This is a genomic window from Symplocastrum torsivum (assembly GCF_059505465.1).
Genome location: NZ_JCACKQ010000001.1, coordinates 112,083 through 136,009 on the forward strand (window position 1 = coordinate 112,083; position 23,927 = coordinate 136,009).

General features: G+C 45.8%; 16 protein-coding genes. 6 read left to right on the forward strand and 10 right to left on the reverse strand.

Annotated elements, in window-relative coordinates; genetic code table 11:
* Window positions 1-598: 598 nt before the first annotated feature.
* Together AC5JL3_RS00465 and ctpC are read left to right on the forward strand one after the other, a co-directional pair.
* Complete coding sequence (locus AC5JL3_RS00465; protein WP_496072613.1) at window positions 599-5,833, forward strand: WD40 repeat domain-containing protein; 5,235 nt, start codon at window positions 599-601, stop codon at window positions 5,831-5,833.
* A 246-nt stretch (window positions 5,834-6,079) separates the two neighbouring features.
* Window positions 6,080-7,372, forward strand: coding sequence for a carboxyl-terminal processing protease CtpC (gene ctpC / locus AC5JL3_RS00470; RefSeq protein ID WP_496072614.1), 1,293 nt, complete (start codon window positions 6,080-6,082; stop codon window positions 7,370-7,372).
* A 43-nt stretch (window positions 7,373-7,415) separates the two neighbouring features.
* Here ctpC and AC5JL3_RS00475 read toward each other — a convergent pair whose 3' ends face one another.
* Window positions 7,416-7,604: a DDE transposase family protein gene (locus AC5JL3_RS00475; RefSeq protein WP_192218346.1), complete on the reverse strand. Its 189-nt coding sequence runs from the start codon at window positions 7,602-7,604 to the stop codon at window positions 7,416-7,418.
* A gap of 229 nt (window positions 7,605-7,833) precedes the next feature.
* Between AC5JL3_RS00475 and AC5JL3_RS00480 the strand changes: the two genes are divergently transcribed.
* Window positions 7,834-9,762, forward strand: a complete 1,929-nt coding sequence (locus tag AC5JL3_RS00480) for a sugar phosphate nucleotidyltransferase (RefSeq protein WP_496072615.1) — start codon at window positions 7,834-7,836, stop codon at window positions 9,760-9,762.
* A 19-nt stretch (window positions 9,763-9,781) separates the two neighbouring features.
* Here AC5JL3_RS00480 and AC5JL3_RS00485 read toward each other — a convergent pair whose 3' ends face one another.
* From AC5JL3_RS00485 to AC5JL3_RS00505, 5 genes are all read right to left on the reverse strand, one after another.
* The gene (locus AC5JL3_RS00485) at window positions 9,782-9,940 is read right to left on the reverse strand and encodes a hypothetical protein (RefSeq protein ID WP_496072616.1); all 159 of its coding nucleotides are present in this window, start codon (window positions 9,938-9,940) and stop codon (window positions 9,782-9,784) included.
* 179 nt (window positions 9,941-10,119) lie between these two features.
* The gene (locus AC5JL3_RS00490) at window positions 10,120-11,352 is read right to left on the reverse strand and encodes a pentapeptide repeat-containing protein (RefSeq protein WP_496072617.1); all 1,233 of its coding nucleotides are present in this window, start codon (window positions 11,350-11,352) and stop codon (window positions 10,120-10,122) included.
* Window positions 11,353-11,495: 143 nt separating this feature from the next.
* On the reverse strand, window positions 11,496-11,771 hold the full coding sequence (locus AC5JL3_RS00495) for a hypothetical protein (RefSeq protein WP_496072618.1): 276 nt from the start codon (window positions 11,769-11,771) through the stop codon (window positions 11,496-11,498).
* A gap of 38 nt (window positions 11,772-11,809) precedes the next feature.
* Window positions 11,810-12,499 (reverse strand): TIGR04283 family arsenosugar biosynthesis glycosyltransferase, encoded by a 690-nt coding sequence (locus tag AC5JL3_RS00500; protein ID WP_496072619.1) that lies wholly within the window; start codon window positions 12,497-12,499, stop codon window positions 11,810-11,812.
* A gap of 49 nt (window positions 12,500-12,548) precedes the next feature.
* On the reverse strand, window positions 12,549-13,151 hold the full coding sequence (locus tag AC5JL3_RS00505; protein WP_496072620.1) for a TIGR04282 family arsenosugar biosynthesis glycosyltransferase: 603 nt from the start codon (window positions 13,149-13,151) through the stop codon (window positions 12,549-12,551).
* 631 nt (window positions 13,152-13,782) lie between these two features.
* On the opposite strand from AC5JL3_RS00505, the gene AC5JL3_RS00510 reads away from it, so the two are divergent.
* Together AC5JL3_RS00510 and AC5JL3_RS00515 are read left to right on the forward strand one after the other, a co-directional pair.
* Window positions 13,783-14,703 (forward strand): N-acetylmuramoyl-L-alanine amidase, encoded by a 921-nt coding sequence (locus AC5JL3_RS00510; RefSeq protein ID WP_496072621.1) that lies wholly within the window; start codon window positions 13,783-13,785, stop codon window positions 14,701-14,703.
* A gap of 157 nt (window positions 14,704-14,860) precedes the next feature.
* On the forward strand, window positions 14,861-15,934 hold the full coding sequence (locus AC5JL3_RS00515; protein ID WP_496072622.1) for a peptidoglycan-binding domain-containing protein: 1,074 nt from the start codon (window positions 14,861-14,863) through the stop codon (window positions 15,932-15,934).
* Here the strand turns inward: AC5JL3_RS00515 and AC5JL3_RS00520 are convergent.
* Window positions 15,917-16,063 (reverse strand): hypothetical protein, encoded by a 147-nt coding sequence (locus AC5JL3_RS00520; protein WP_496072623.1) that lies wholly within the window; start codon window positions 16,061-16,063, stop codon window positions 15,917-15,919. The genes AC5JL3_RS00515 and AC5JL3_RS00520 overlap by 18 nt on opposite strands.
* A gap of 18 nt (window positions 16,064-16,081) precedes the next feature.
* Here AC5JL3_RS00520 and AC5JL3_RS00525 point away from each other — a divergent pair, with 18 nt between their 5' ends.
* Entirely contained in the window at window positions 16,082-17,101 is a 1,020-nt protein-coding gene (locus AC5JL3_RS00525) for an aldo/keto reductase (RefSeq protein WP_496072624.1), read from the forward strand.
* A 418-nt stretch (window positions 17,102-17,519) separates the two neighbouring features.
* Here AC5JL3_RS00525 and AC5JL3_RS00530 read toward each other — a convergent pair whose 3' ends face one another.
* The 3 genes from AC5JL3_RS00530 to AC5JL3_RS00540 all read right to left on the reverse strand — a co-directional run bounded on the left by AC5JL3_RS00530 (window position 17,520) and on the right by AC5JL3_RS00540 (window position 23,806).
* Window positions 17,520-17,660: a hypothetical protein gene (locus AC5JL3_RS00530; RefSeq protein WP_496072625.1), complete on the reverse strand. Its 141-nt coding sequence runs from the start codon at window positions 17,658-17,660 to the stop codon at window positions 17,520-17,522.
* 518 nt (window positions 17,661-18,178) lie between these two features.
* Entirely contained in the window at window positions 18,179-20,791 is a 2,613-nt protein-coding gene (locus AC5JL3_RS00535) for a glycoside hydrolase family 9 protein (RefSeq protein WP_496072626.1), read from the reverse strand.
* Window positions 20,792-21,361: 570 nt separating this feature from the next.
* A complete protein-coding gene (locus tag AC5JL3_RS00540) occupies window positions 21,362-23,806 on the reverse strand; it encodes a zinc metalloprotease HtpX (RefSeq protein ID WP_496072627.1) in 2,445 nt (814 codons plus the stop codon).
* Window positions 23,807-23,927: the final 121 nt, after the last annotated feature.

Here is a 23,927-nt window from a genome sequence, read left to right on the forward strand (position 1 = left end):
TGCCTTCTTGCCAGCCACCTTTAGGCAGTGACGAGTATCACTAGTTAGTGAATATTTTGTCACATTCATCTTCTTGTATGATCACTAGATTTCTTAATTTTTAGTCACTGACACTGTCCGGCAAATCACTGATAGTGTAATTATTGTGATTTTTAACTTGTAGGCAAACTCAAATATCCGCAAAATCACGGATGCCAAATTGCTAGGTTTGGCTGTTACATTTCATCTAGGCTCGTGTTACTCATCAAAGGAATACGATTTCTGGTGTTTTCGGGGATTTTTTGAGTAGTCTAGCCAAGAAACTGAGGACGTTAGGTAAAAATCGTCAGTGAACAATTACTACACTTAGGAGGTAAGTGTATTCAGAAGCTGTTTGATCGAAAAGCCAAATGACTAATGGGTGCTAAAGGCTCAGAATACCCAACTCAAAGCTGAGCCAGTGTAGAGAAGTCAATTTTGAGCAATAGCTAAGTGCCCACATTTTTGCTGGAAACGTCCAATATCTGCTCAACAAAAGTTTTCGATTTTACTCTGACCAGAGAAATACACCTAGACGAATTGGCAATTGTGTACCAGTACCAGTCAAAGCATTTGTTGAATGAGGGAGCAAGCTCGACCAGAAGAGATAGTCGCATCAAATGAGCGATCGCTAGGAACCCTATCTCGTGCGATTAGTCTCTCACAGGGGCATTTTGCTCTGATTTTGGTGCGCTGTAACTACCAAGTCTGCTCAACGCAGATGTGGCAGAGACTACAAGAACTGACAACTGCACCGATGCGTGAGTTAGTTCTACCAAAGTCGCTCAAAACCCTGTTGATTAATATCCTCGCCGTCCTTAACGATGAACAGCCATCCGCCTTAGTCCTATTCGACCTAGAGTCGGTAACAGATATTGATCACGTACTGGTTTCGACAAACCAAGAGCGGGATGAGTTTCGTAAACATCTGACATTTCCCTTGGTGCTATGGATAACCGATGACGTACTGCAAAAGCTCACACGGTTTGCCCCGGATTTTAAGAGTTGGGCTGCTACCTCGATTAAGTTTGAACTCCCGACAAACCAGTTGTTTGCGTTGTGGCATCAAGCCGCCGATGATCTCTTTGCCGCGATTTTAGGCAGCGATTTCGGGGAGTTTCTACCCAACAATGCTCTTGATTTGGCACCAAGCTGCCGCCGACGCCAGGAACTGGAGTCAGCACTGCGGGATTTGTACGTCCGTGATATCAGCCTAGAACCAGAATTACGCGCTACCTGGCAATTTATTTTGGGACGAGAGGCTTTTGACCATGATCAAATTGCTCTGGCATTAGAACAGTATCAGCAGAGTCTAGGCTTTTGGCAGCAAGAACTGAAAAGAGGAAAGAATTTCTCGACTGAACAAATCGATTGTCGGCAAACTCAGCCCAATTCAAAATCAAACATTCAAAACCAAAAAATACTAGAGCGTATCGGAGTACTGCTCCATCACATCAGCTTGTGTTATTGCCGCCAAGCCGAGTTGCAACCAGCCGAAAGTTGTAGAAACTGGGAGCAGGCTAGGGAATCGATTCAGTCAGCAATAGACGTGTTTGCCGTAGCTGGGCGGTTAGATATAGTCGCTCAGTTAACCATTCAACTGGGGGAGGTGTTCCGATACCTACAAAACTGGACAGCTCTACAAGCTCTGGCGCTACAGGCTCTAGCGCAGCCTCAAATTCAAAACAATCCTGTGCGACTGGCTCAATCGTATGGTTTTTTGGCACTTGTGGCGTTAGTCGAGTCAATGTGGGAGGATGCACAAGCCTTAGCCACTAGTGCTATCGATATTCTTGACCCCTCTCAATCGTCAGAACCTCAGCAACTCTCGGTTGACGCACAAGCCTGGGCTTCCGTTGTTTTAACAGAGCAAAGCTTAGAGAAGCGATTGCTTCCGGTACCGTCTAAAGGGAGATCGCAAAGTAGTAGTGAAGTGGTGTTGCAAGGTGTCGATCACTATCGAGCCTTTTTTCTGTTGATTGTGGCAAAAGCACAGCGGCAGTTGGGTGAGCCAATCGCGGCTGTTACGTCCCTGGAACAAGCGATTAAGTCACCACCCCACTCTCAACAGCGACAACTACAGCTCTACATTGATATCTTGCAGGAATTGCGATCGCTTTATCTTGAGCAACAGCAATATCTACGAGCGTTTGAACTCAAGCAAGAGCAGCGCTTGATTGAACAACAGTATGGTCTTTGTCCCTTCCTCGGTGCTACCTCCTTGCAGCCGGGACGGCAAGGGAGAAGACTCTCCCCCCCAGAAATCGCAGCAGCAGGGCGGCAGATCGATGTCAATCGCCTAATTGAACGTCTCAGTCGTAATGACCACAAGCTAACGATCATTCACGGTTCCTCCGGCGTTGGTAAAAGTTCGCTGCTCAATGCAGGTTTGGTACCTGCTCTAGAAGCACGAATCATCGGTACTAGAGCAACCATGCCAGTTGTGCAAAAAGTGTATAGAGATTGGGTAGGGGAGTTAGGACGACTACTTACCCAAAAATTAAACAGTTGGCAAGTTAGCAGAATAGAAAGTTCAAACGAATCCTCCCAAGCCTCAAGCCTTCCCTATCCGTTTGGCAAAGCCAACGTTTATGACGTACCAACCTTCACCCCTTCAGACATTCCCACGATTCTTGAGCAGTTGCAGCTATCTTATGAACGCAATTTATTAACCGTTCTAATTTTTGACCAGTTTGAAGAATTTTTCTTTGCGTGTACTGATTTAGCCCAGCGGCGTCAGTTTTATGATTTTTTGGCGCAATGTCTGAATCTTCCTTTTGTGAAAGTCATTTTGTCACTACGAGAAGATTATCTGCATTATTTGTTGGAGTGTGAACAGTACTGTAATCTCAACGCCATCAACAACAACATTTTGGAGCGACAGCTTCGTTATCCCTTGGGAGATATTTCCCCGGAAGATACGAAAAACGTGATTCGCACACTGGCAACAGTGTCTCAATTTAAGTTAGAAGACTCACTGATTGAAGCACTGGTTCAAGATTTAGCAGAACGTTCCGGAGGAGTTCGTCTGATTGAATTGCAAGTCGTGGGCGCTCAGTTACAAGCGGAAAAGATTACAACCACTGCCCAATACTATGCCCTTGGCGCTGACCCAAAAGCTGTTTTGGTAGAGCGATCGCTTTTAAACGTCATCAGCGATTGTGGCTCAGAAAACGAAGATATTGTGTGGCAAGTCTTATTTGCTTTGACTAATGAACGAGGGATTCGCCCGTTGAAAACGCTACCTGAGTTGGTTAATAGTCAGTGGTCAACGGTCAGTAACATTTCAGCCCACTGGAAAACAGACACACTCGACTTGATTTTAAAGATTTTAGTCGGTTCAGGCTTGGTGTTCCGCATCCCGGAAGCGCTACAAGACCGTTATCAATTGGTTCACGATTATCTCGTTGAACCGATTCGGTATAACTATTACCAGCGTAATCAATCTCGCTTTTTGGCACAACTAAGAAGTAATGAGATTGAACTGTTGCGAGTTCGTAAGCAGCGACAGCGAGCGATCGCGATTGGTGCGACAATGACAGTCCTTGCTGTTAGTGCCGGGGGATTGGGATGGCGTGCTGAGGTACAAAGAAGACTAGCAGGAACGCTTTTAATTAATGCTCAGCTAAATGCACTTGTTGCCTCATCAGAAGCCCTATTTTTAGCAAATAAGCCGTTTGATGCACTGATTGAGGCTTTAAGAGCCGCCAGACGACTCAAGACACTAGAAACCGACAATCTCTCGTCTCCACAAGTAGAACCCGATACCCAACTACAGGTGGTGACAGCGCTTTCACAGGCGATTTATTCAACGGCTGAGCGTAATCGCTTGGAAGGGCATAGTGATGTTATCTCACACATTAGCTTTTCCCCAAATGGACAGTTGATTGCCTCGGCTAGCGACGACCAAACCGTGAAACTATGGAACCCGAATGGGAGCTTGGTTACTACCCTAAGGGGTCATCAAGGTAGCGTCACTCATGTAGCGTTTAGCCCTGACAGTAAGCTAATTGCTTCAGCTAGCTGGGATGGCACGGTAAAGCTTTGGCGGCGCAATGGCAAAGTCGTAAAAACACTTCGAGGTCATCTTGGTAATGTGTACAGCGTTAGCTTCAGTCCCGATGGAGAACAGATTGCTTCTGTCGGGATCGATCGCACAATTCGACTTTGGACTGTTGGCGGCAAGTTAATTAGAACCTTTCAGGGACACACAGATGCCGTGCAGTCAGTCAGCTTTAGCCCTGATGGTGAAATTGTCGCGTCTGCCAGCGCCGACCGGACAATCCGATTGTGGACACTAAAGGGGACGTTGCTGCAAACGTTGAAAGGACACGAGGGCAAGGTTAACTGCGTGGTGTTTAGTCCTGACGGTCAGAGAATTGCCTCCGCCAGTGATGATAAAACGGTTAAGATCTGGAGCCGTAGTGGTAAGCTACTCAAAACATTTTCCAAGCATCAGAAATGGGTGTTGGGAGTAGCGTTTAGTGCCGATGGTCAACTCCTAGCTTCAGCGAGTGCTGACAATACCTTGAATCTCTGGAGTCAGGATGGCACTTTACTCAAGACGTTTTTGGGACATAGTGATAGCGTCACGGCGGTTAGCTTCAATCCCACTGTCCTGAGTCGGCAAGAGGGACAGGGAGGTAGGCTTTTCACCACCTCACCGCCTCAACCTCTACTGGCTTCAGCTAGCTTAGACAAAACGATCAAGCTTTGGGGTCGTCGCCACCCCTCTCGCTTAATTTTACGAGGACATCAAGATGATGTTGAAGAGGTGACGTTTTCACCGAATAGTGAGTTAATTGTCACGGCCAGCAAGGACAAAACCGTGAAAATCTGGACTCGCACGGGTAAGTTGATCAATACGTTGAAGGGGCATACAGATAGCGTCGATAGCGTCGCTTTTAGCCCGGATGGTCAACTCATTGTTTCGGCAAGTCGGGATAAAACGGTAAAGCTATGGAACCGTCGTGGAGGATTAATTAAAACGTTAACTGGGCACACTGACTGGGTGTTGGATGTCAGCTTTAGTCCTGATGGAGAGCAGCTTGTCTCTACTAGCCGGGATGGAACCGTGAAACTGTGGAATCGTGATGGAACGTTGATTAAGACGTTAGAGAGCCATCGTGGTGCCGAAGAGGAAGCAACTGCCCTAAGACTCAACAGTTCTCGCAAACCGTTTCTACGTTGGTCTAGATATGGTGCAAAGCTGGTAGTTTCCAAGCCGATTAACTCGGTGAGTTTCAGTGCGGATGGTCAGAGAATTGCCTCCGCTAGTGATGACAACAGCGTGAAGTTGTGGCTCGCTGATGGCACATTGCTAAAAACTCTGCATGGTCATAGTAGCTGGGTTTTAGACGTTAATTTTTCACCGGATTCGCAAAGGCTCGCCTCAGCAAGTTATGACAACACAGTAAAACTTTGGAGCCGTGATGGAAAGCTACTTAAAACCCTGAAAGGGCATACGGATAGTGTGGCGAAAGTTCGCTTTAGTCCTAGAGGTCAAATTTTAGCAACCACGAGTTGGGACAATGAAATACAGCTCTGGCGGCTGGATAACACGTTAATCAAAACTTTAGAAGGGCATAAGGAGCGTGTGACTAGCATTAGCTGGAGCAACGATGGAAAATTTCTTGCCTCAGCGAGTCAGGATGATACAGTGATTGTGTGGAATTTGGAGCTAGACGATCTGTTAGACAAAAGCTGTAGTTGGTTACGGGACTATCTCGAAAACAACCAAAATGTGAGGGAAAGCGACCGCTATCTTTGTGAGCCACCTCTAGACCCCAAACCCACGGAAAATGACAAGAACTAAAAACAGCTATAGCACCAAAGCGGTCAGCGATCAGCTCTTTTGTTTTCCTGACTAGAACTCTTGAAGAGCAATAGCTATTTAACTGAGAGCTGCTATAAACCCAACGCGCTAGTCGCTGAACACAACACACTTTCCGGACTGTAAGAAGTTTAGCTGGAAAGAGATCTAGGCCTAGCGCTTCCTGGCATTGCCTGTGTTAGAGTGAGCGTAACTCCTTTGCAGTTCTCCTCCAGCTCAGAAAGGATTATGGTAATTACAAAACGTGGCCTCGTTCTTGGTGCGACAGCACTAGTACTAACAACTGTTGCGGTTACGGGCGCTGGCCTTCATTTATCTCAAAGTCAAGCTTTCCTTAGCGAAAGTCCTAAGGAGCTAGTTGATGAAGTTTGGCAAATTATTGACCGTCAGTATGTAGATGCCACTTTCAACCAAGTAGATTGGCGGGCAACTCGCGAAGAGTATCTCAATCGCTCTTACGCCAACAAGGAAGAAGCCTATACGGCAGTCCGGGAAATGCTTAAGACGCTGGAGGACCCCTATACCCGGTTCATGGACCCAGAAGAGTTCAAGAATATGCAGGTGGAAACCTCTGGGGAACTAACGGGTGTGGGCATTCAGATTGCTCAAGATGAAGAAACGAAAAAGCTGATGGTGATTTCTCCTATGGAAGATACACCAGCGTTTGCGGCTGGTATCTTGGCTAAGGACATCATCACCAAGATTGATGGCAAAAGCACCGAAGGCATGGATGTCAACGATGCTGTCAAGTTAATCCGAGGGAAAGAAGGAACCTCAGTAACATTAACGATTCAGCGAGGTAATCAGGAAATTGATTATCCGCTGACACGCGCACGGATTGAAATTCATCCGGTACGCTACAACGTTCAGAATACTCCTAGTGGCGACGTTGGCTACATCCGATTGACGCAATTTAGCGCGAATGCAGCAGAGGAAATGCGAGATGCAATTAAAGATTTAGAAGCCAAGAAGGTGACTGGCTACATTTTGGACTTGCGCCTCAATCCAGGTGGCTTACTTTATTCCAGCATTGAAATTGCACGGATGTTCATCAACGATGGCTCGATTGTCTCGACGGTGAACCGCCAAGGAGTAGATGACCGTCAGGAAGCCAACAATCGTGCCTTGACCGATAAACCAATGGTTGTACTGGTAGATGGTGGTTCAGCTAGTGCTAGTGAGATTCTTTCTGGGGCGCTACAGGACAATAAACGAGCGACATTAGTCGGGACGCAGACGTTTGGTAAAGGATTGGTGCAATCTGTACGTGGACTGGGAGATGGTTCAGGGATTGCCGTAACAATTGCTAAATACCTCACACCGAGTGGTCGTGATATCAATAAGTTGGGAATAGCGCCAGATGTCGTATTAGAACTGACGGAAGCCCAGCGTAAGGAACTGCAGCAGAACCGCGACAAGGTTGGTACCCCGGAAGACCCTCAATTCGCGAAAGCGTTTGATGTCCTCAAGCAAGAAATCGCGAAGCGGCAAGATACGCGGGCTGCCTCTCCAGCACAGTAGTAGTTTGGGTAGCGAGTAGGGGTTAAAGATGAAACCCTTAATCTTAGACGGGTTGACACTTTCCAGAGCGAATTAATCCGACTCGACGTGCGATCGCATCTTGTTGAGAATTGAAAGGGCCCCAACGTTCCGTCACGTCTGGGGCTTCTTTGTCTGTCGTTTCTTCGCTGGGTACAATCTCACATTGACCCTCAGGACGCTTGACAATGTACCAGGTTTGAGAATCGCTCATTATAAAAATTTGGCTAATTTCAAGTTGTTGACAGTTGACTGCTGACCGTTCATTGTTGTGGCAGAAGGCAGAAGGCAGAAGGTTTACTACTGGTACGTGGTCGTTTTAGCCGTTAAATTTGTTCTAATCTTTATGGTGACAGGCGCAACAGTCAATAGCTAATACATTTTTTAATTTTGCGAGAAGTCTAGTGTAGTACCCAAGGGTGCAAAAGTTGTCGGGGAAGTTCATGAAAATTTTTGTCCCAGGTCGTCTTTGTCTATTTGGTGAACATAGTGATTGGGCGGGGGGATATCGCTGTGTCAATCCTGAATTAGAAAAAGGCTATGCACTGATTACTAGCACCAATCAGGGACTCTATGCTGAGGTGAAGCCTCATCCCTCCCAGTTGATTCTTCGTGCCTCACTGAGTGACGGAACCTATCAAAACTCCACGCTACCGATGGACAGGGAAGCTTTACTTGCACAAGCAGAAACGGGCGGTTTTTTCAGTTATGCCGCAGGGGTAGCTTATCAAGTGCTGATTCACTATGCCGTAGGTGGGATTGAGATTGATAATTACCGAACTGACTTACCTGTAAAGAAGGGGTTGGCATCCAGTGCGGCACTTTGTGTTCTCGTTGCCCGTGCTTTTAATCGCTTGTATGACCTCAAGATGACCATCCGGGAGGAAATGGAGATGGCTTACCTAGGGGAAATTACTACGCCTTCCCGTTGTGGTCGGATGGATCAGGCTTGTGCTTATGGTAATCGACCCATTTTAATGAGCTTTGATGGTGAAGGCATTGATGTTACTGAACTCAGTGTGCCAAAGAATCTATTTTTTGTAATTGTCGATCTTGGTGCTGGGAAAGATACGCAGGAAATCCTGAATCAACTCAACCAGTGTTATCCTTTTGTCGTCAACGAAGTACAACAAAATGTCCAACATTATCTCGGTTCAGTCAGTTCTCAACTGACACAGGAAGCTGTTAAAGCCCTGCAACGGGGAGATGCTGAACAAATTGGTGTTTTGATGAAACAGGCACAGACTGAATTTGACAAGTATTTAATTCCTGCTTGCCCATCGCAATTAACCGCGCCTATTCTGCACGAACTTCTCAATTATGAACCGATTCAGCCGTATATTCTGGGTGGTAAAGGTGTTGGTTCACAAGGTGATGGTACAGCACAATTTATCGTAAAAGATGAAGATAATCAACAAAAAATTATTGAAATTATTGAGCGAGATTTTCCTCAGATGCAAGGTTTAAAACTAACTATCAACGCAGAAAAAAAAGTTCGTAAAGCGGTAATTCCAGCCGCAGGTTTCGGCACTCGCCTGTTTCCAGCAACTAAAGGGGTTAAAAAAGAGCTATTCCCAATTATTGACCGTGATGGTCGTGCCAAGCCTGTGATTATGGTGATTGTTGAAGAAGCGATGAGTGCGGGAATTGAAGAAATTGGGATTGTTGCCCAAAAAGGCGATCGCGCTCTATTTGAGGACTTTTTTAAGACTCCACCAAGCGAAGAACTTTTCAAAAAGCTATCCCCAGAAAATCAGGAATACAGCCAATATTTACAAGACTTGGGAAATCGAATTACAATCTTGACGCAGGAGGAGCAGGAAGGCTACGGTCATGCTGTGTACTGTGCTAAGGAATGGGTGAAGGATGAGCCATTTCTGCTGATGCTTGGCGATCACCTTTATGCGTCTGATACTGAAAGCTCTTGTGCGCGTCAAGTGCTAGATGTTTATGAACAAGTAGGTCAGAGCGTTGTTGGCTTGAGTGTGATGCCAGAGGCAATACTTCATAAAGTTGGTTGCGTGACAGGGTTTTGGCAAGAGTCAGACTCAATTCTTTCTGTGACACAGATTTATGAAAAGCCGGATATTGAATATGCGCGATCGCATCTCCATGTGGAAGGAATGGCAGATGATTTATTTCTTGGTCTATTCGGTATCTATGCGCTAAAGCCTAAGATTTTCGACTTTCTAGAAGAACACATTAGCCAAAATTTTCGCGAGAGAGGTGAATTTCAGCTAACGTCTTGTCTCGATCGATTGCGACAGGAGGAAGGCATCACAGGATACCTTGTTAAAGGTCAGTATTTTGACATGGGAATGCCAGAGTTTTATCGGCAGACGATGATTGATTTTCGTAATGCAGGGCAGTAGTTAATTGGTTGTTGGTTGTTCATAGAGTCTCTTGTCCAAAGAGAGTTTTCAATTGCTCTTGAGCAACTTCATCTCCTGCAAGAGATTCTGTACCAATCTGGGCGAGTTGCAATCCTCCTGAATCATCGACATTCACTGCCTGCCAGTAGGTGTAACTATACATGGAATGCGATCGCATTTTTAGCGGCTAAGGCAGTGGTGGCAATGATAATGGGATGTGAACCTGATAGTTTTGTTGATGCTTTTTTGCCCTCAAGGTTCGTTAGTTGATGAACCTGTAAGAGCAAGAGAAATAGAAAATGCGATCGCTCCTCAAGAAATGTTGTGCTTTCCTAAAAGGGTTTGCGGAAGTAATAGCTAACTTGCCATTACCTGGCGAATTGCTGTGTCGAGCAAGTCTATCGCTTTCCCTGAGTAAACCTTGACCAGGCGAGTTTGACCATCTACCACCTCTTGTGACTGCGGTGGGTCGTCGCCGTGCTGTTCCCGGTATAGCCTCGCTGCTTCTTTGCCAATAGCAACTAGCTGGGCGCGTGTCGGGTTATATCCCAAATACATAGCACGGTCTGACACTGACCATTCACTTGGCAAATAAGGTTTAATAATATCTTCTAGGAGAATCTTGCGAACCTGATATTTAAGGGCTTGCTTAATGCCCTCATCCATACAGCCCAACTGCTTAGCGGTATCAATTGCCAGCAGAATAGTATCCAGCCGCTCGCGTGGCGTTTGTAGTACCTCTAACCGATCCATAGTTTTAGTATCATCTTTGACTTCTAACTGTGCCCCCGCCCAGGCAGGGTCAAATCCTTCAGGAAACTCAGTCTTCTCGTCGTAGAAAGTTCCCTGAAGATTTGCCCCGCTCAAGTCTGCTCCATTGAGATTAGCTCCACTTAGTTTTGCGCCGTTTAAGTCTGCTTCACTCAGATGTGCCCCACTCAGGTATGCTCGACTCAAGTCTGCCTGATTCAAGAATGCTTCCTTCAAGTTGACTCCACTCAGATAAGCCCCATGTAGGTTGGCTTCACTCAGGTCTGCCCCACTCAAGTTGATACAACTCAGGTCTGCCCCACTCAAATTTGCTCCGGTGAGATCGGCTTCGCTGAGGTTTGCTCCCTCCGTGTCACCCGGAACCGTAGCACTGAGTTGAGCATCACTCAAGTCTGCTCCACTTAAATTGGCACCGTATAGATTGACATCGTACAGGGAAGCTCTACTCAGATTCGCACCACTCAGATCTGCCCCACTCAGATCTGCCCCACTCAGGTCTGCTTGAGCTAAGTTACACTTAACCAGGTTTGCCTCACACAGGTCTACCCCAATGAAATTCCGTTCCCCTGCTGCATACTTTCTCAAGATGTCAGTCGGTTTATCACGCTCGTAAACTATCCAATCTTCGATAGAACCAACTGTGTAGCAGTCGTAAGAATCAAGCTCATCTTCCCACTCGCGATCGCCTTCATCTACCAGCCGGATGGCTTCTTCTGTGGATTCTGCCTTGACATACACACGCACGTACTCTCTTTCATCACCATATCCCCAATCTGGCTCAAGGACGTAAGCTACTTTGACAATATATTCCTTAACCACCTTGGTTTTCTCAACAATATCTTTTAGTAAATGTGTCTTATTCTAAGTTTTTCCAATATGGCACACAGCGAACAGCTAAGCACATAAGAAGTGCGTCAAACTTTTTGGATGTAATCTTGGGAACACCCTGAAGTGTATGTTTATCAAGGGTCATAGTCACCCTGATAGGTACTGAATATCCGATATCCTGACAACACTAGCGCCACACCAGCGAAACTATGTATTGTACCTGGGTAGGTTTCTTCAGCCTCACTGCCACCGATGCGAATACGAAGTGAGCCAAACCAAGCATAAAAACCTGGAATTAGAGCATCCATGCTGTACGCGATCGCTTTTAATTCCTCATCAGGTATAGACACAGATTTTGGTGATGAAGGCTCTTTTGGGTTGCGATCGCATTCCAGTATTTTGGCTTTCATTGGGATGCACCCGTAATAAAGGAAACTGATGAAACTAACTATTTACGTCTTTGCCGATACCAACGAGCAAGCTTTGCTGGGGGAACCCCTAGGAAATAACCAATGATGATTAATTGATTGATTAGCGTTGTTCTCACTACCCCAAGTTTCTGCCAGCGTCGTCCAGAGGTGAGTACAGGCGCAGGTACAATCGCAATTTTTCCATAGCGCTTCAAACATCGCATCAATTCAAAATCTTCCATGATCGGTAGGTTAAGAAAACCACCAATTTCTTTAAAAATAGAGGCTTGTAAAAAGATTGCCTGGTCACCATAAGGCAGAGAGAGAAAACGCGATCGCCAATTTACCATCTTTTCAATTACACGTATTCCCCATAATTCAGCATCAATTCTCAATTCAAATGCACCAGCAATTGCTCCCGTATTTTGCAGCACTTGGCGAACTAAGGTATCAAACGCAGGTGGTAAATGGGTGTCAGCATGAAGAAACAGTAGAATACTACCTGTTGCAACGGCTGCACCTGCATTCATTTGACTGGCACGCCCACTTGTCACCGCAATGACTTTAACACCAACGGATTGTGCAAGTGCCACGGTTTCATCTTGACTTCCTCCATCGACGACAATTACTTCCACATTCGATGCACCTAAAATTCTTGCCAACACCGCATTAATTGTGTTTGCTTCATTCAAAACTGGAATAATTATCGAAATTTTTTCTGCTTCCATTTAGGGAAGAGGTATAGGCATAAAAAACTGATGAATGATAACTAAAGAGTCAAAAACTTCGTCCTACCAAATCTTCTGGACGGTCAATATCATTAAGGAGGGGAAGAAAAGCGATCGCTAAATCAATACTCTGGGCAATCTCTACCGTTTGTTGCCGCACTTGAGACGTTCCCCAACTCACTTCGACAAACAGTTCTGGAAATAATCGACGCAGCCCTATCAAATAATACCCCCCATCGGCGGCGGGTCCCAGTACTAAGTCATGCTCTTTCAGTGCTTCAAACGCTTGTGTCAGTATCTCTATAGTTAAATCAGGACAATCGGTGCCAATAATCACAACGCCTTGTGCGCCCGCTTCTAACTCGGTTTGAAACGCAACTGCTATTCGGGTTCCCAAGTCGCCATCACTCTGTCGTCGGTAAACCACGCTAGTACCTAACCAATTTTCCATTAGCGGTTGACTACCATCAGAGAAGTAGACGGCGATGGAAATTTGACGTTCACACTGAAGTGCCTTTGCCTTAGCTATCGTTTGTTCCGTCATCTGGCGTTGAAGACTTGCCGCGCCTTCCGCACCCAGAACAGGTATTAGTCGTGTTTTTGTCTTTCCTGGTTCTGGATAACGGGTAAAAATAATTAGGCACTCACTCACAGTTCTTCCTTTAAACTTGTGCAAAGGTGTAGAGTCAAATAGGCTCTTCATCTACCCTTAAGGTTAGGTAAAGAGCGATCGCATCTTCATCTAGCTATAGCCCTTCTCGATTAGATCAGATACAGTCTGACCTCTCTCCTACTCTTGAGAGAGGCTTTGATTCTTACTCCCCTTCCCTCGTAGGGAAGGGGTTGGGGGTTAGGTTTTTTGATGTACACGCGCGTAACTGAGAACTGCTATAAAATTCCCCTAATAGTTTGTCATCGCCTACGGAACTCCAGTCCAAGGATAGCTGTAATTTAGTCGGTTTCGACTCAAAAGTTGTGCCAGACCCATTTCCTGCCAAGAACTTTAAAATTTACGCTGTAACATTCCGTTGTGTGATCGCAAATCTAAAATTGAGTAGTTGATTGTCCACTTGATTAGCATAATTTTGGTATTAGGAGGGATTATACTCCTTACCCTCTACCTTTTAGCTGATTTAATTAACTCTCCGTAACAATATTTGAAACTTTTGTAGGAAATACTGGACACTAAATTATGCAGAGGTTCTAATAGAAAAGTCTGTTTAGACTGGAAACTTGGCTTACAAAAACCAGTCAAATCCTCTAAGCGCTAATAGGTACTTTCCATGAAATACGGAATCGATATCGGTCATAACTGCCCTCCCGACATTGGAGCAAAAGGCATCAGGCAGGAAGATGATCTAACAATGGAGGTAGGCAATAAAGTGGTTTTAAAGTTAAAATCACTTGGACATCAAGTGATAGGATGCAGACCTAGCAGTGCTAGTAGTGTTGGTAATTCACTACAGCAAAGATGTAGCATCGCCAATGCTAATAATGTAGATGTTTTTGTATCGATCCATTTTAATTCTTTCAACAAACAAGCTAACGGAACCGAAGTTTTTGCAACTAGTGATACAGGAAGAAGCATCGCCAAGCGAATCCTAGACAACATCGTTAAGCTGGGGTTCTTCAACAGAGGGGTCAAAGATGGCTCACATTTGTATGTTGTTAAAAATACAAATGCGCCAGCTATCCTAGTAGAGTCCTGCTTCTGCGATACTAAGGTCGATATGGATCGCTACAATGCAGAAAATATTGCCAATGCGATCGTAAAAGGATTGACAGGTCAAAGTCCACTGCCTCCTGATACTGATGATAGAACCAGTACACTGGAACTTCAGCAAGCTTTAAACCGATTAAAAATTAGAGATGATAACGGCAAGCCTTTAGTAGAAGATGGCACGATTGATAATGAAACTAAAGCTGCCACCATCAACTTCCAGCAAATTGTTGATATCACTGAAACAGGAATTGCTGGAGCAACTACCTGGCTAGCGATTAAACAGATACTCGCTAAACCTGTTCTCCGAGCAAATCACGCAGCAGGAACAGTTGTAAAATATGTCCAATACCGTGTAGGCGCTCAGACAGATGGCATATACGGGCCAGGTACAGCCGCTGCTGTCGAAAAGTACCAAAAACAACAAGGTCTTTCTGTTGATGGCAATGTTGGACCACAAACTTGGGGAAAACTAATTGGTTAGAAATAATCATTACCTCACAGAAATGTTGATTTAGCTTCCTTCCGATGAACTAAAAAGTAGGCATCATCTAACTAAATCTCTAGGCGCACAGCCAGGTTGAATAACCTGGCTTTTACTACTAAGTTCAAGATAGTTTCGTTTAACTCTGGTTAAGACTATGGCATTTAATCTCAGTGTCCTCAAATTGCCCACAATTAAAAATGGCTCTACTGGCTCTATTGTTAAGGCTTGGCAGAGCTTTCTAAAAGAAGCCGAGTATCCAATTGGTACAGTTGATGGTGACTTTGGTGACATAACTGAAACAGCAACCCGCAGCTATCAGCAAAGAAATGGCTTGGCAGTTAATGGAATTGTCAATAATACAACTTATACAAAAGCCTTAGTCGATGGCTTTATCTACAAAGTTCCCAATCTCACGGCAGAGTTATTATTAACTTACCTAAACTTCGGTGTCGCAGAAGCAAAAGATTTACAAAAGAGTTTAAATACAATAATATCCCCCGATTTAGTAGTAGATGGAGACTTTGGAGCCAGAAGTACTGATGGGTTAGCGCAAGCTTACAAGCAAAGAGATGTACGGTTGCGGGGTGACTTTGAAAACAAGCTTTCCGCGACAACTAAGCAAAAACTGGGGCAAGATTTTGACCTAGGCATGGATATTCTGAACGGGTATGCGAAAATAATTAGATTTCGCTTGAGTGGTCCTCATTGGATTGACTACTTTCCCACAAGTAAGTCAATTTCTGATTTAGCCTCACCTTTTCGTGAAAGAGTGCAATCTTTTCAAAAAGCATTAGTTGAGGCAGGGGCACAGACCATTATCGCGGCTACCTATCGACCGAGAGAACGTGCTTACTTGATGCACTATGCTGCCAAAATTGACCGAGGACAGATTGCCGCAAAAAATGTGCCATCAATGGCTGGTGTTGATATTCAATGGGTACACTACACGGATGCTGGGTCAGTACAAGCGGCTGAACAGATGGTTGAGGCTTATGGTGTGGGTGGAAATCCTGTAGCATTGGAGTCTCGTCACACGCAAAAACTCGCGATTGATTGGAATATTACTTGGGAAGGAACGCTAAAAATTAAGAAGTCGGATGGCGCTATTGTTAGTGTTGGCAGTCCCCCGAATGGAACCAACAATACAGCGCTTCATGCCGTGGGTAGTTCCTATGGCGTTATTAAACTATTAAACGACCCTCCTCACTGGTCAAGTGATGGTCGTTAGCGTCGTCTCTTGTTGGGAAGCTAAGTTCAACGGTGTGGCTTGGTCAATGGATAATGCGATCGCGTCCTTATCCATTAACCTAAAATCTGAGTAAACATGGCATAATCCCGCAATATCGCCGCGTAACACTCACGCTTCAGCATCCAAATGACCCTACCAACATCAAGCCGACTACAGTTCACACCAGACTTGAACATCTGCCGTATCCTAAACGGAATGTGGCAAGTCTCTGGTGCCCATGGACGCATTGACCCAAAACGTGCCATCCAAAGTATGTTTGATTATTTGGATGCTGGCTTTACAACCTGGGACTTGGCAGACCATTATGGCCCAGCAGAAGACTTTATTGGAGAGTTTAGGCGGCAACTGGTCGCTACCCGTGGAAAAGAAGCCTTGTCTAACCTCCAAGCCTTTACCAAATGGGTACCCAGACCAACCCGAATGACTAAGGCATTGGTCGAGAAAAACATTGACATCTCGCTTCAGAGGATGGGTGTTGAAAGCCTCGACCTGCTGCAATTCCATTGGTGGGACTATCGGGATAACAACTACTTAGATGCCCTCAAGTACATGGCCGAACTCCAGAATGAAGGCAAGATTAAACACCTGGCATTAACGAACTTTGATACCCAACATCTGAAAATCATCACCGAAGCGGGTATCAAAATCGTATCCAATCAGGTGCAGTTTTCCCTGATTGACCGTCGTCCTGAAGTTAATATGGTGCCATTTTGTACCGAACATGACATAAAGCTTTTCACCTACGGAACCCTCTGCGGCGGCTTATTGTCAGAAAAGTATTTGGGACAACCGGAACCACGAGGCGGAGAACTTTCTACCGCTAGCTTGAGGAAATACAAGAACATGATTGATGCGTGGGGCGGTTGGAGTTTGTTTCAAGAACTGCTTTCTGTCTTGAAGCCAATTGCTGCCAAACACAACGTAACCATTCCTAACGTCACCGTGCGTTACATTCTGGATAAGCCAGGTGTAGCGGGTGTAATTGTCGGTACTCGCCTCAGTGTGTCAGCGCATGTCGAGGACAACGCCAGGGTATTTGATGTGGCGCTAGACCAGTCTGATTACGACCAACTTGATGCTGTACTGGGAAGGTCACGAGATTTATATCAGCTAATTGGTGACTGTGGTGATGAATATCGGCGTTGAAACTTAGAAATGGTTAACTCAAGCCACTCAAGCGTTATTAGTGGTTGGTTATTTGAGAATTCTGGAAAAAATAAAACCCCGCTGCTGATGGAGAGGTAGCGGGGAAAGTAGGATATGTCTTTCTAAGAAATACTGCTCTTGTTCATCAAGCAGCTTCACCCAATTGGGTGAGTATACTCATACCATCTCAAGGTTTATCGCTACACATGAGTTATTTCAGGCACCGGGAATAGAGAAAAAGAATGTATTGAAAGCGAGAGTCACCAAAGCCTTGACCTGTACTATAGCAGTTAGCACTCAGCTATCAGCCATCAGCTTTTTTGTTTTCCTGACTAGTAGCGCTTGTTTCACAGCCTTTAGCCTCACCTCATTTAACTGAGAACTGCTATATCCACCAAGAGTGAAATGGTATGTCTTATCAGGATTTTGGCGCTCGAAAGCCTTTCAACACTTTCTCTACCTGTTGTTGAACCTCCGTCTTCGAGGTAGTGCTGAGTTGCCGAAGCTGTTGTTTAGCTGCTTTTTCGGGTATAGCGATAAAGCTTTGAATTAATTCCATTTTCTTGCCCTCAACTGCTTACTCTTTGACAGTAGAAAATTCACACGGGTTCCCGTCGCCGCCGTGTGCAACTCGTTTAACTGACTGTCAAACTGAGCAAGTTCACCCTATTCTCAGGTCTGTTTGGCGCTTAAAGATGGACAATTTCCAAACTGGCTAACAAATCTATCTTTAGAAAGAGGGCAAAGGTACTCTCACAATAAGATATTTATATATATAATATTGTTAAGCGTCAGAATATACCTTAGAAAAAATAAAACCCACTAACGTGAATTCGTCAGTGGGAGAACTATCAATCATTATCATTGTATCCTAGCAAGGATAATAGCTAACTTCAGCCAAATAGCGCAATTAAACTGCGCCATTTAGCTGAGTTTTTAGTTAAAAAAAGTGCTAGGAAATCTGTAAGCGAGGGTTAAAGGTTTGGGAAAAGCCTCTAACCTTTAACGTCTTAGCCTAGTAGGCTTACTTTTGTCTCAAGCAACTTTGCAGGAATTGTTACTGAGATAAGTAATCTATTAGATCAGAGAATAGCTTTCAAATTCAGCCCCCACGACATTCGTAGCGGGAGGGATACCGGAACTTAGAGCTTGATCGGACAAGCTAATTGTAGAGTCTGGGAGGTAATCGTTCATCCCAAGACTAACTTGGCTATCCTCTCCGTAAGTAGTGTTGCTACCAAGAGCAATTTCCGCACCCGTAATGTCTGTATTAGTCTTAGCAATTTGCTCTGGTGTGTCCCAAGGTGTCAGTCCACCGACCGTTGCTTGAGAACTAGCGATCGCATCTCCCTCTAATTCCCCATACATTCGAGCCAACGCACCCGTGAAACCAGCGTTGTAGTCGAGGGCGACCTCATTGGTGATGTAGTTAGTGCGATCATCGGTGTAGGCATTATCGTTAGGTGCCGAGGGTCCACCGACAAGAGCACCAACAAGGACGTTGCGATTATCAACAGGGTCGTTAATGTTATTCGTGGTGGAGCCGTGGGCCCCGCGATGATGGGGATTCTGCGGCGAGTTTTCACCGAAACCAACCATGTAGCTGCGGTTGTTGGGGTTGTCGCCGAGAATGTAGTCAATCTGCCCCTCAGCAAAGTCGGAGTAGCGATTGTTGGGGTCATTCACAGTGTCGCTGTAGATGCCTGCAAGGAAGGCAGTGTTGGCACTGTATCGGAGTGAACCCCACTGACTAAGCCAAGCCAAGCCACCGGGAGTGTAAGTGATGCCCCCACCGCTCTTGTCTGTCCAGTGGTTTAGCCAGCCTTCAACATCATTACGGTACCGGGAATTACCAGTCTCCTGGGCAAGAAGGATAGCTGCACCATAAGATTTGTCATCCCAGGATTGAGTCCATCCTTGATTAACACCCTGATAGTAAGATTCAGCTTTGTCGAGGTAGGTAGTGTCAGTTGCCCCAGTCGCCTCGATCGCATTGTGAACCCAAGTTGCCCCCCAGACAAGTTCGTCGTTGTAGCCGCTGTAGGAATTGTAGAAGTTGGCGGCATCAGGGATGGAATCAGAATATTTGCCACGATAGGTGTCGGCAAAATTGTAGAGTTCAACGGCGTGATCGAGGAGGAGATCAGCGTAAGCCGTGTCAGTTGGTCGAAAGACAATCGAGGCAGCAGCAAGGGCGGCAGCCGCTTCACCAGCGAGATCTGAGCCTGGATGCTGAGCGTCGATCTTGAATGCTGGGCGTGCCATAGTCATATTTTCGGCTGGTCCCCAGAAAGCATGGTCGGGTCCACCCAGTCCGACTTGTCCCCAGAACTCATTGGGCGCTGTGTGGGCTTTAATGATGTAATCAGTGCCCCACTTGATAGTGTCAAGGATGTATGGTAATTGACCGCTTTGTTCGTAAGCGTCACGGTATTCAACAACACCCCAACCCAGCATGGTCATTGAGGAAGCCATTGGCAAGCCGAACTTAACATGGTCACCAGCATCGTAGTAACCGCCAGTGAGGTCAACGCCGACATCGGCACCATCTTTGAGGGCAGAATCACCGCGCCATTCAACACGATTGGTTGCAGGCAGGTCACCGGAGCGTTGAGCTTCATAAAATAAGATGGATTTCTCAAGTGCTTCGCCGTAGTTGAAAGCCCCTGGCTGTGGTGACGATGGGGAATCGTTATCTTGAATGGTGGCTATACCCTGAGCATCAGCAATTGTGGCGTTGGTGGGGCTAGATAGGTTGAGACTAAAGGTTTCATTCACCTCATCAAGAGTGTCACCGTTGACTTGCACGGTGATAGTTTTTGAGGTTTGACCAGGGGCAAAACTAAGTGTATTTGAGGTGGCAGTGTAGTCTGAACCCGCTGTAGCAGTGCCATTAGCAGTCCCATAGCTGACGTTTATCGCCTGAGTGCTAGCCGCTGAGAGGTTAACCGTGAAAACCGCATTGGTAGTCCCATTGTCCCCTTCAGTGAGGGTGACATCATTAATGGATAACTGCGGGAGTACTGGGGCAAGATCATTATCAATAATCGTGCCTACGGCTTGAGCATCACTGATAGTGGCGTTGGTAGGGTTAGACAGGTTGAGCGTGAAATTTTCGCTACCCTCAGCAAGAGTATTACCAACGATAGGCAGGCTAATGGTTTGTGAGGTTTGACCAGGAGCGAAGCTAAGCGTGTTTGAGGTGGCAGTGTAGTCTGAACCCGCTGTGGCGGTGCCATTAGCAGTTGCGTAGTTGACGCTTACCGTCTGAGTGCTAGCTGCCGAGAGGTTGACGGTGAAAACTGCATTAGTGGTACCACTGTCGCCTTCAGTAACAGTTACATCGTTAATAGACAGGGTAGGCAATAGTCCTGGTGTACCAAGCGGCTGTCCGTTGAGAACGTAATCACTCGGATCGGTGGTAGTGGTTATGTTGCCGGGACCGGCTTGGAAACCGAAGGCGGTAGTAGCACCCGCAGGGATAGTACCATTCCAGCTAGGGTTGCGGATGACGTAATGATTGCCTTGGCGGCTGACAATTTCAGCGTTCCAGATGTTTGTAATCTCGAACGGGGCATCAAACTCAAGCGTCCAGTTACTCAAGTTGCTGGTGCCATTGTTAGCAATGGACATATTGGCAGTGAAGCCACTACCCCAATCATTTGTTACCGAGAATTGAACAGTATTCATTTAGGGTCAGTTCTAAGGTGTACACAACGATTGAATTAGCGACAATATTTCTTTTTCATCAACAAAAATGCCGCTCATTAGTGACTCTCAATAGAAACTGCAAGCCTCTCCTAAAAGTGTTGGTTAACTGAGAATTATCTCTGCCAAAAACTTAGAGTTTTGATTTAATTCTCATGAAGCATCTTCATTTTTCTCTCCTATGGGTGCCATTATTTTTGTAAAGGTTCATTAAAAGTTTAAATTTGCAAGACATTTGGAATTTAAATAACTCTCAATAGAGAATTAGCTCAAAGCTTGCTCACGTAATGTTTAAGCGAAAGCCTAAGCCAATCAATATTCTTTTGAATATATAAAGTTGTTATAAAATAAGTTTTTACTAGAGTTAATAAAACAGGGAAATTTAGGAAAATTGATTGTTGTAGCAAAGCATATTTAGTTTATAAACTTTACTAAGAGTTTAAATTCCCTTTAAGGGACGGGCAAGATGCCCATCCCACAAGATTTTCAAAAATTTGCCTATGCCAAATTGAATGCTTGTCAGCTTAGCAATCCCCAGCCTACTTGTAGAGACTAAGCTTCCCAGATTAAATAAGCTCCCCAGATTGCTGCAACAAACGCCAGCAGTGTTAGCCAGATTGGATAGTGAGCTTGCACGACTTTGCCGGAAGCACGTAGGGTTTCAACGTCAAGCCAAGGCGTTGCACCCCGACGTAACCATCCAGTCACTGTCACTTGCTGATCGACCAAATCTTTAGGACGAGTGCGTTGAGGTAAAAGGTTACCAAAAGGACCAAGATAAGACGAGTAGTGGAGTCTCACTAAACCTGTGGAGGTTTGCAAGATTAAATCCTGTCCTAGCCAGTTAAGTAAGCCACGACGCCCTAAGAGGTTACCCGTGAGTTGAAGCGGCTGGCTATCGGCGGGTACGGTAGCTGGATTGGCAAAAGACTCTCCCAAATCGGGTTCATTTCGGACAGCCGCAGGTTTGATATCAGGAAAGTAGCGATTAATCCAGGCAAACAGGCAGAGGCTGAACACGATCATGATACAAGCGTTGAGAAACGGGCCAGCGTTGTGTAGCCAGATGAGTTGCCAAACATTGAGCTGATCGCTAATTTTCCCAATTACCCAGAGGATAGCTCTGAGAAGACTGCCCAAGACTAACCCAGCCAAGAGGGTGCTTTGCAGCAGAGGTAAGGCTTTAAAGATGTTGGTAAGTTTGGACACCAGTGCTGCATTATTAGGACTTGCAGGCGCGATCGCAGGTAAATCTAACTCAGTCTCCAACTTCCAGAGTTGGGCGTAGCGGGCAAGCATCGCTAAACGCTCACCGAGGAGTGGGTGAGACGTACTGAGGATTAACCAGTCACGGTAACGGTTCGTGCAGTCCCAGGTTAAAACATCTTCAAAGGGTGTTAGGGGAGAACAACTGCTGAGGAGAATTGCCTGCCGATAGCCTACAGGCTGCATTAAATTAAAGCTTTCCAACAACCCGCTAGTTAGGCGAGTGGTTTGGATGTCTTGGGTAATTCCAAGGGCAATTTTTAGTAAAGCACGGGTCATGCCATTGGGGTTGCCTGTTGTTTCTACAGCAAGGCGATCGCTATAGTAAACTCTGGCTCTAGAAAACCACAGCAATGGTAACTGGAGTATCCAGTAAATCCCATAACTTAAAGAGGCAATCACACCTGTGATGCCCAAGATAATTGGTGGAATAATCTGTTGGGCTGAGGGAAACTTATTTCTCGCCAAATTGGCTAACCGCTCTCCTGACTGGGTGAGCAGCCAATAAACCATGTAGGGTAGTTGGATGAAAAGTACGCCCAGAGACATCAAGATAAAATCTCTATGGACGATGTGTCCTAATTGACTCGTGTAAATAGTAGCAATCTCATCATCTGCTAACTGTGCCAATAAGCCTTCACTGACAACAATCCGAGCCGTGCGGGGCAGATTGCCATAGGTTAATGCGACAGGGGCATTAGTGGGTAAAATTCCTAACTTGGGTAACGGGATGCGGCGTTTGCGGCAAAGACTTTGTATTACCTTCCCCGCTTCTGGGCTACGGGAGGAAAGTTGCGACAGGCGTAGGGGTTCAAGACCATAAAAACGTTTCAATAGCAGATCAATTAACCAGGGAGATGCAATTAGCAGGATTCCCAGAAAGATGAGGAGTGCTGGGGTTGAGTTGCGGTAGAAGAGTTGAATCGGACTGAAAATGGGCAACTTGACCAGAATAATGTTCGTTTGCCTCATTGCAAATTCAACAACAAAACGCAGCACCCAAAAAAAGGCGATCGCACTGAGAATTTCCACAACCCACAGGCGTATAAACTTCAGGGGTTTGAGCGGTCGCCAGTCTTTAGCACGTCCGCTGTTGCGCCATTGGGTGAAGAGTGCAGGTTGAGGTGTGGAGAGTGGTAAGTCAGGAGTGGGAAGTTGGGTAGGGTGTTCTGCTACAGATTCAGAACGTTCTGGTATTGGTGCTTCGGTGGGAGTAAGGTTGCTTTGCCTGTCCTGAGTTGTGGAGTTAGGAGGCAAATTCTTCGTAGAACCTGTTAACGGCTGTTTGATTTTAGAGGGTGTTCTCCGTGGGGGGGATTTGGGAGTGGAGGGAGTTGGATTAAAGGCGACAAAGCCTGTTGATGCTGAATTTGGATTGTTGAGCCCTTCTGGTTCAAACGTCTCTAGATCTTGAGGAGCATTACTCAAGCCAAAGTTTTGAGGTCTAGGGGAGGGGAGGTTTTCCCCTGTCAAGTTGGATAGGGTAGTGGTTGCCCACTCCCTAACCTTGGGATCAATATGTTTAGCTAGGGTTTGGCAACGGGCGATCGCTTTTTCAGGGTCACCGCTACGGTAGTATGCCATTACTAGCCCTTTTGAAGCCCGTACAATCAGAGAATCGTCTATCTCCGTCTCATAGACACCCTCAAAATGTGCGATCGCAATTGGGTAGTTTCCCTGCTTCAGAGCAGCTAGACCAGTATCAAGCGAAGGATTGGGAACAGAGGCCATAATCTTCTTTCATGCTGTTCCTTAACATACCCTTACAAGGGTAATCTCCGATCAAGTAATTTGCTGAATTGGGAATTGGGAATTGGGAATTGGGAATTGGGAATTGGGAATTGGGAATTGG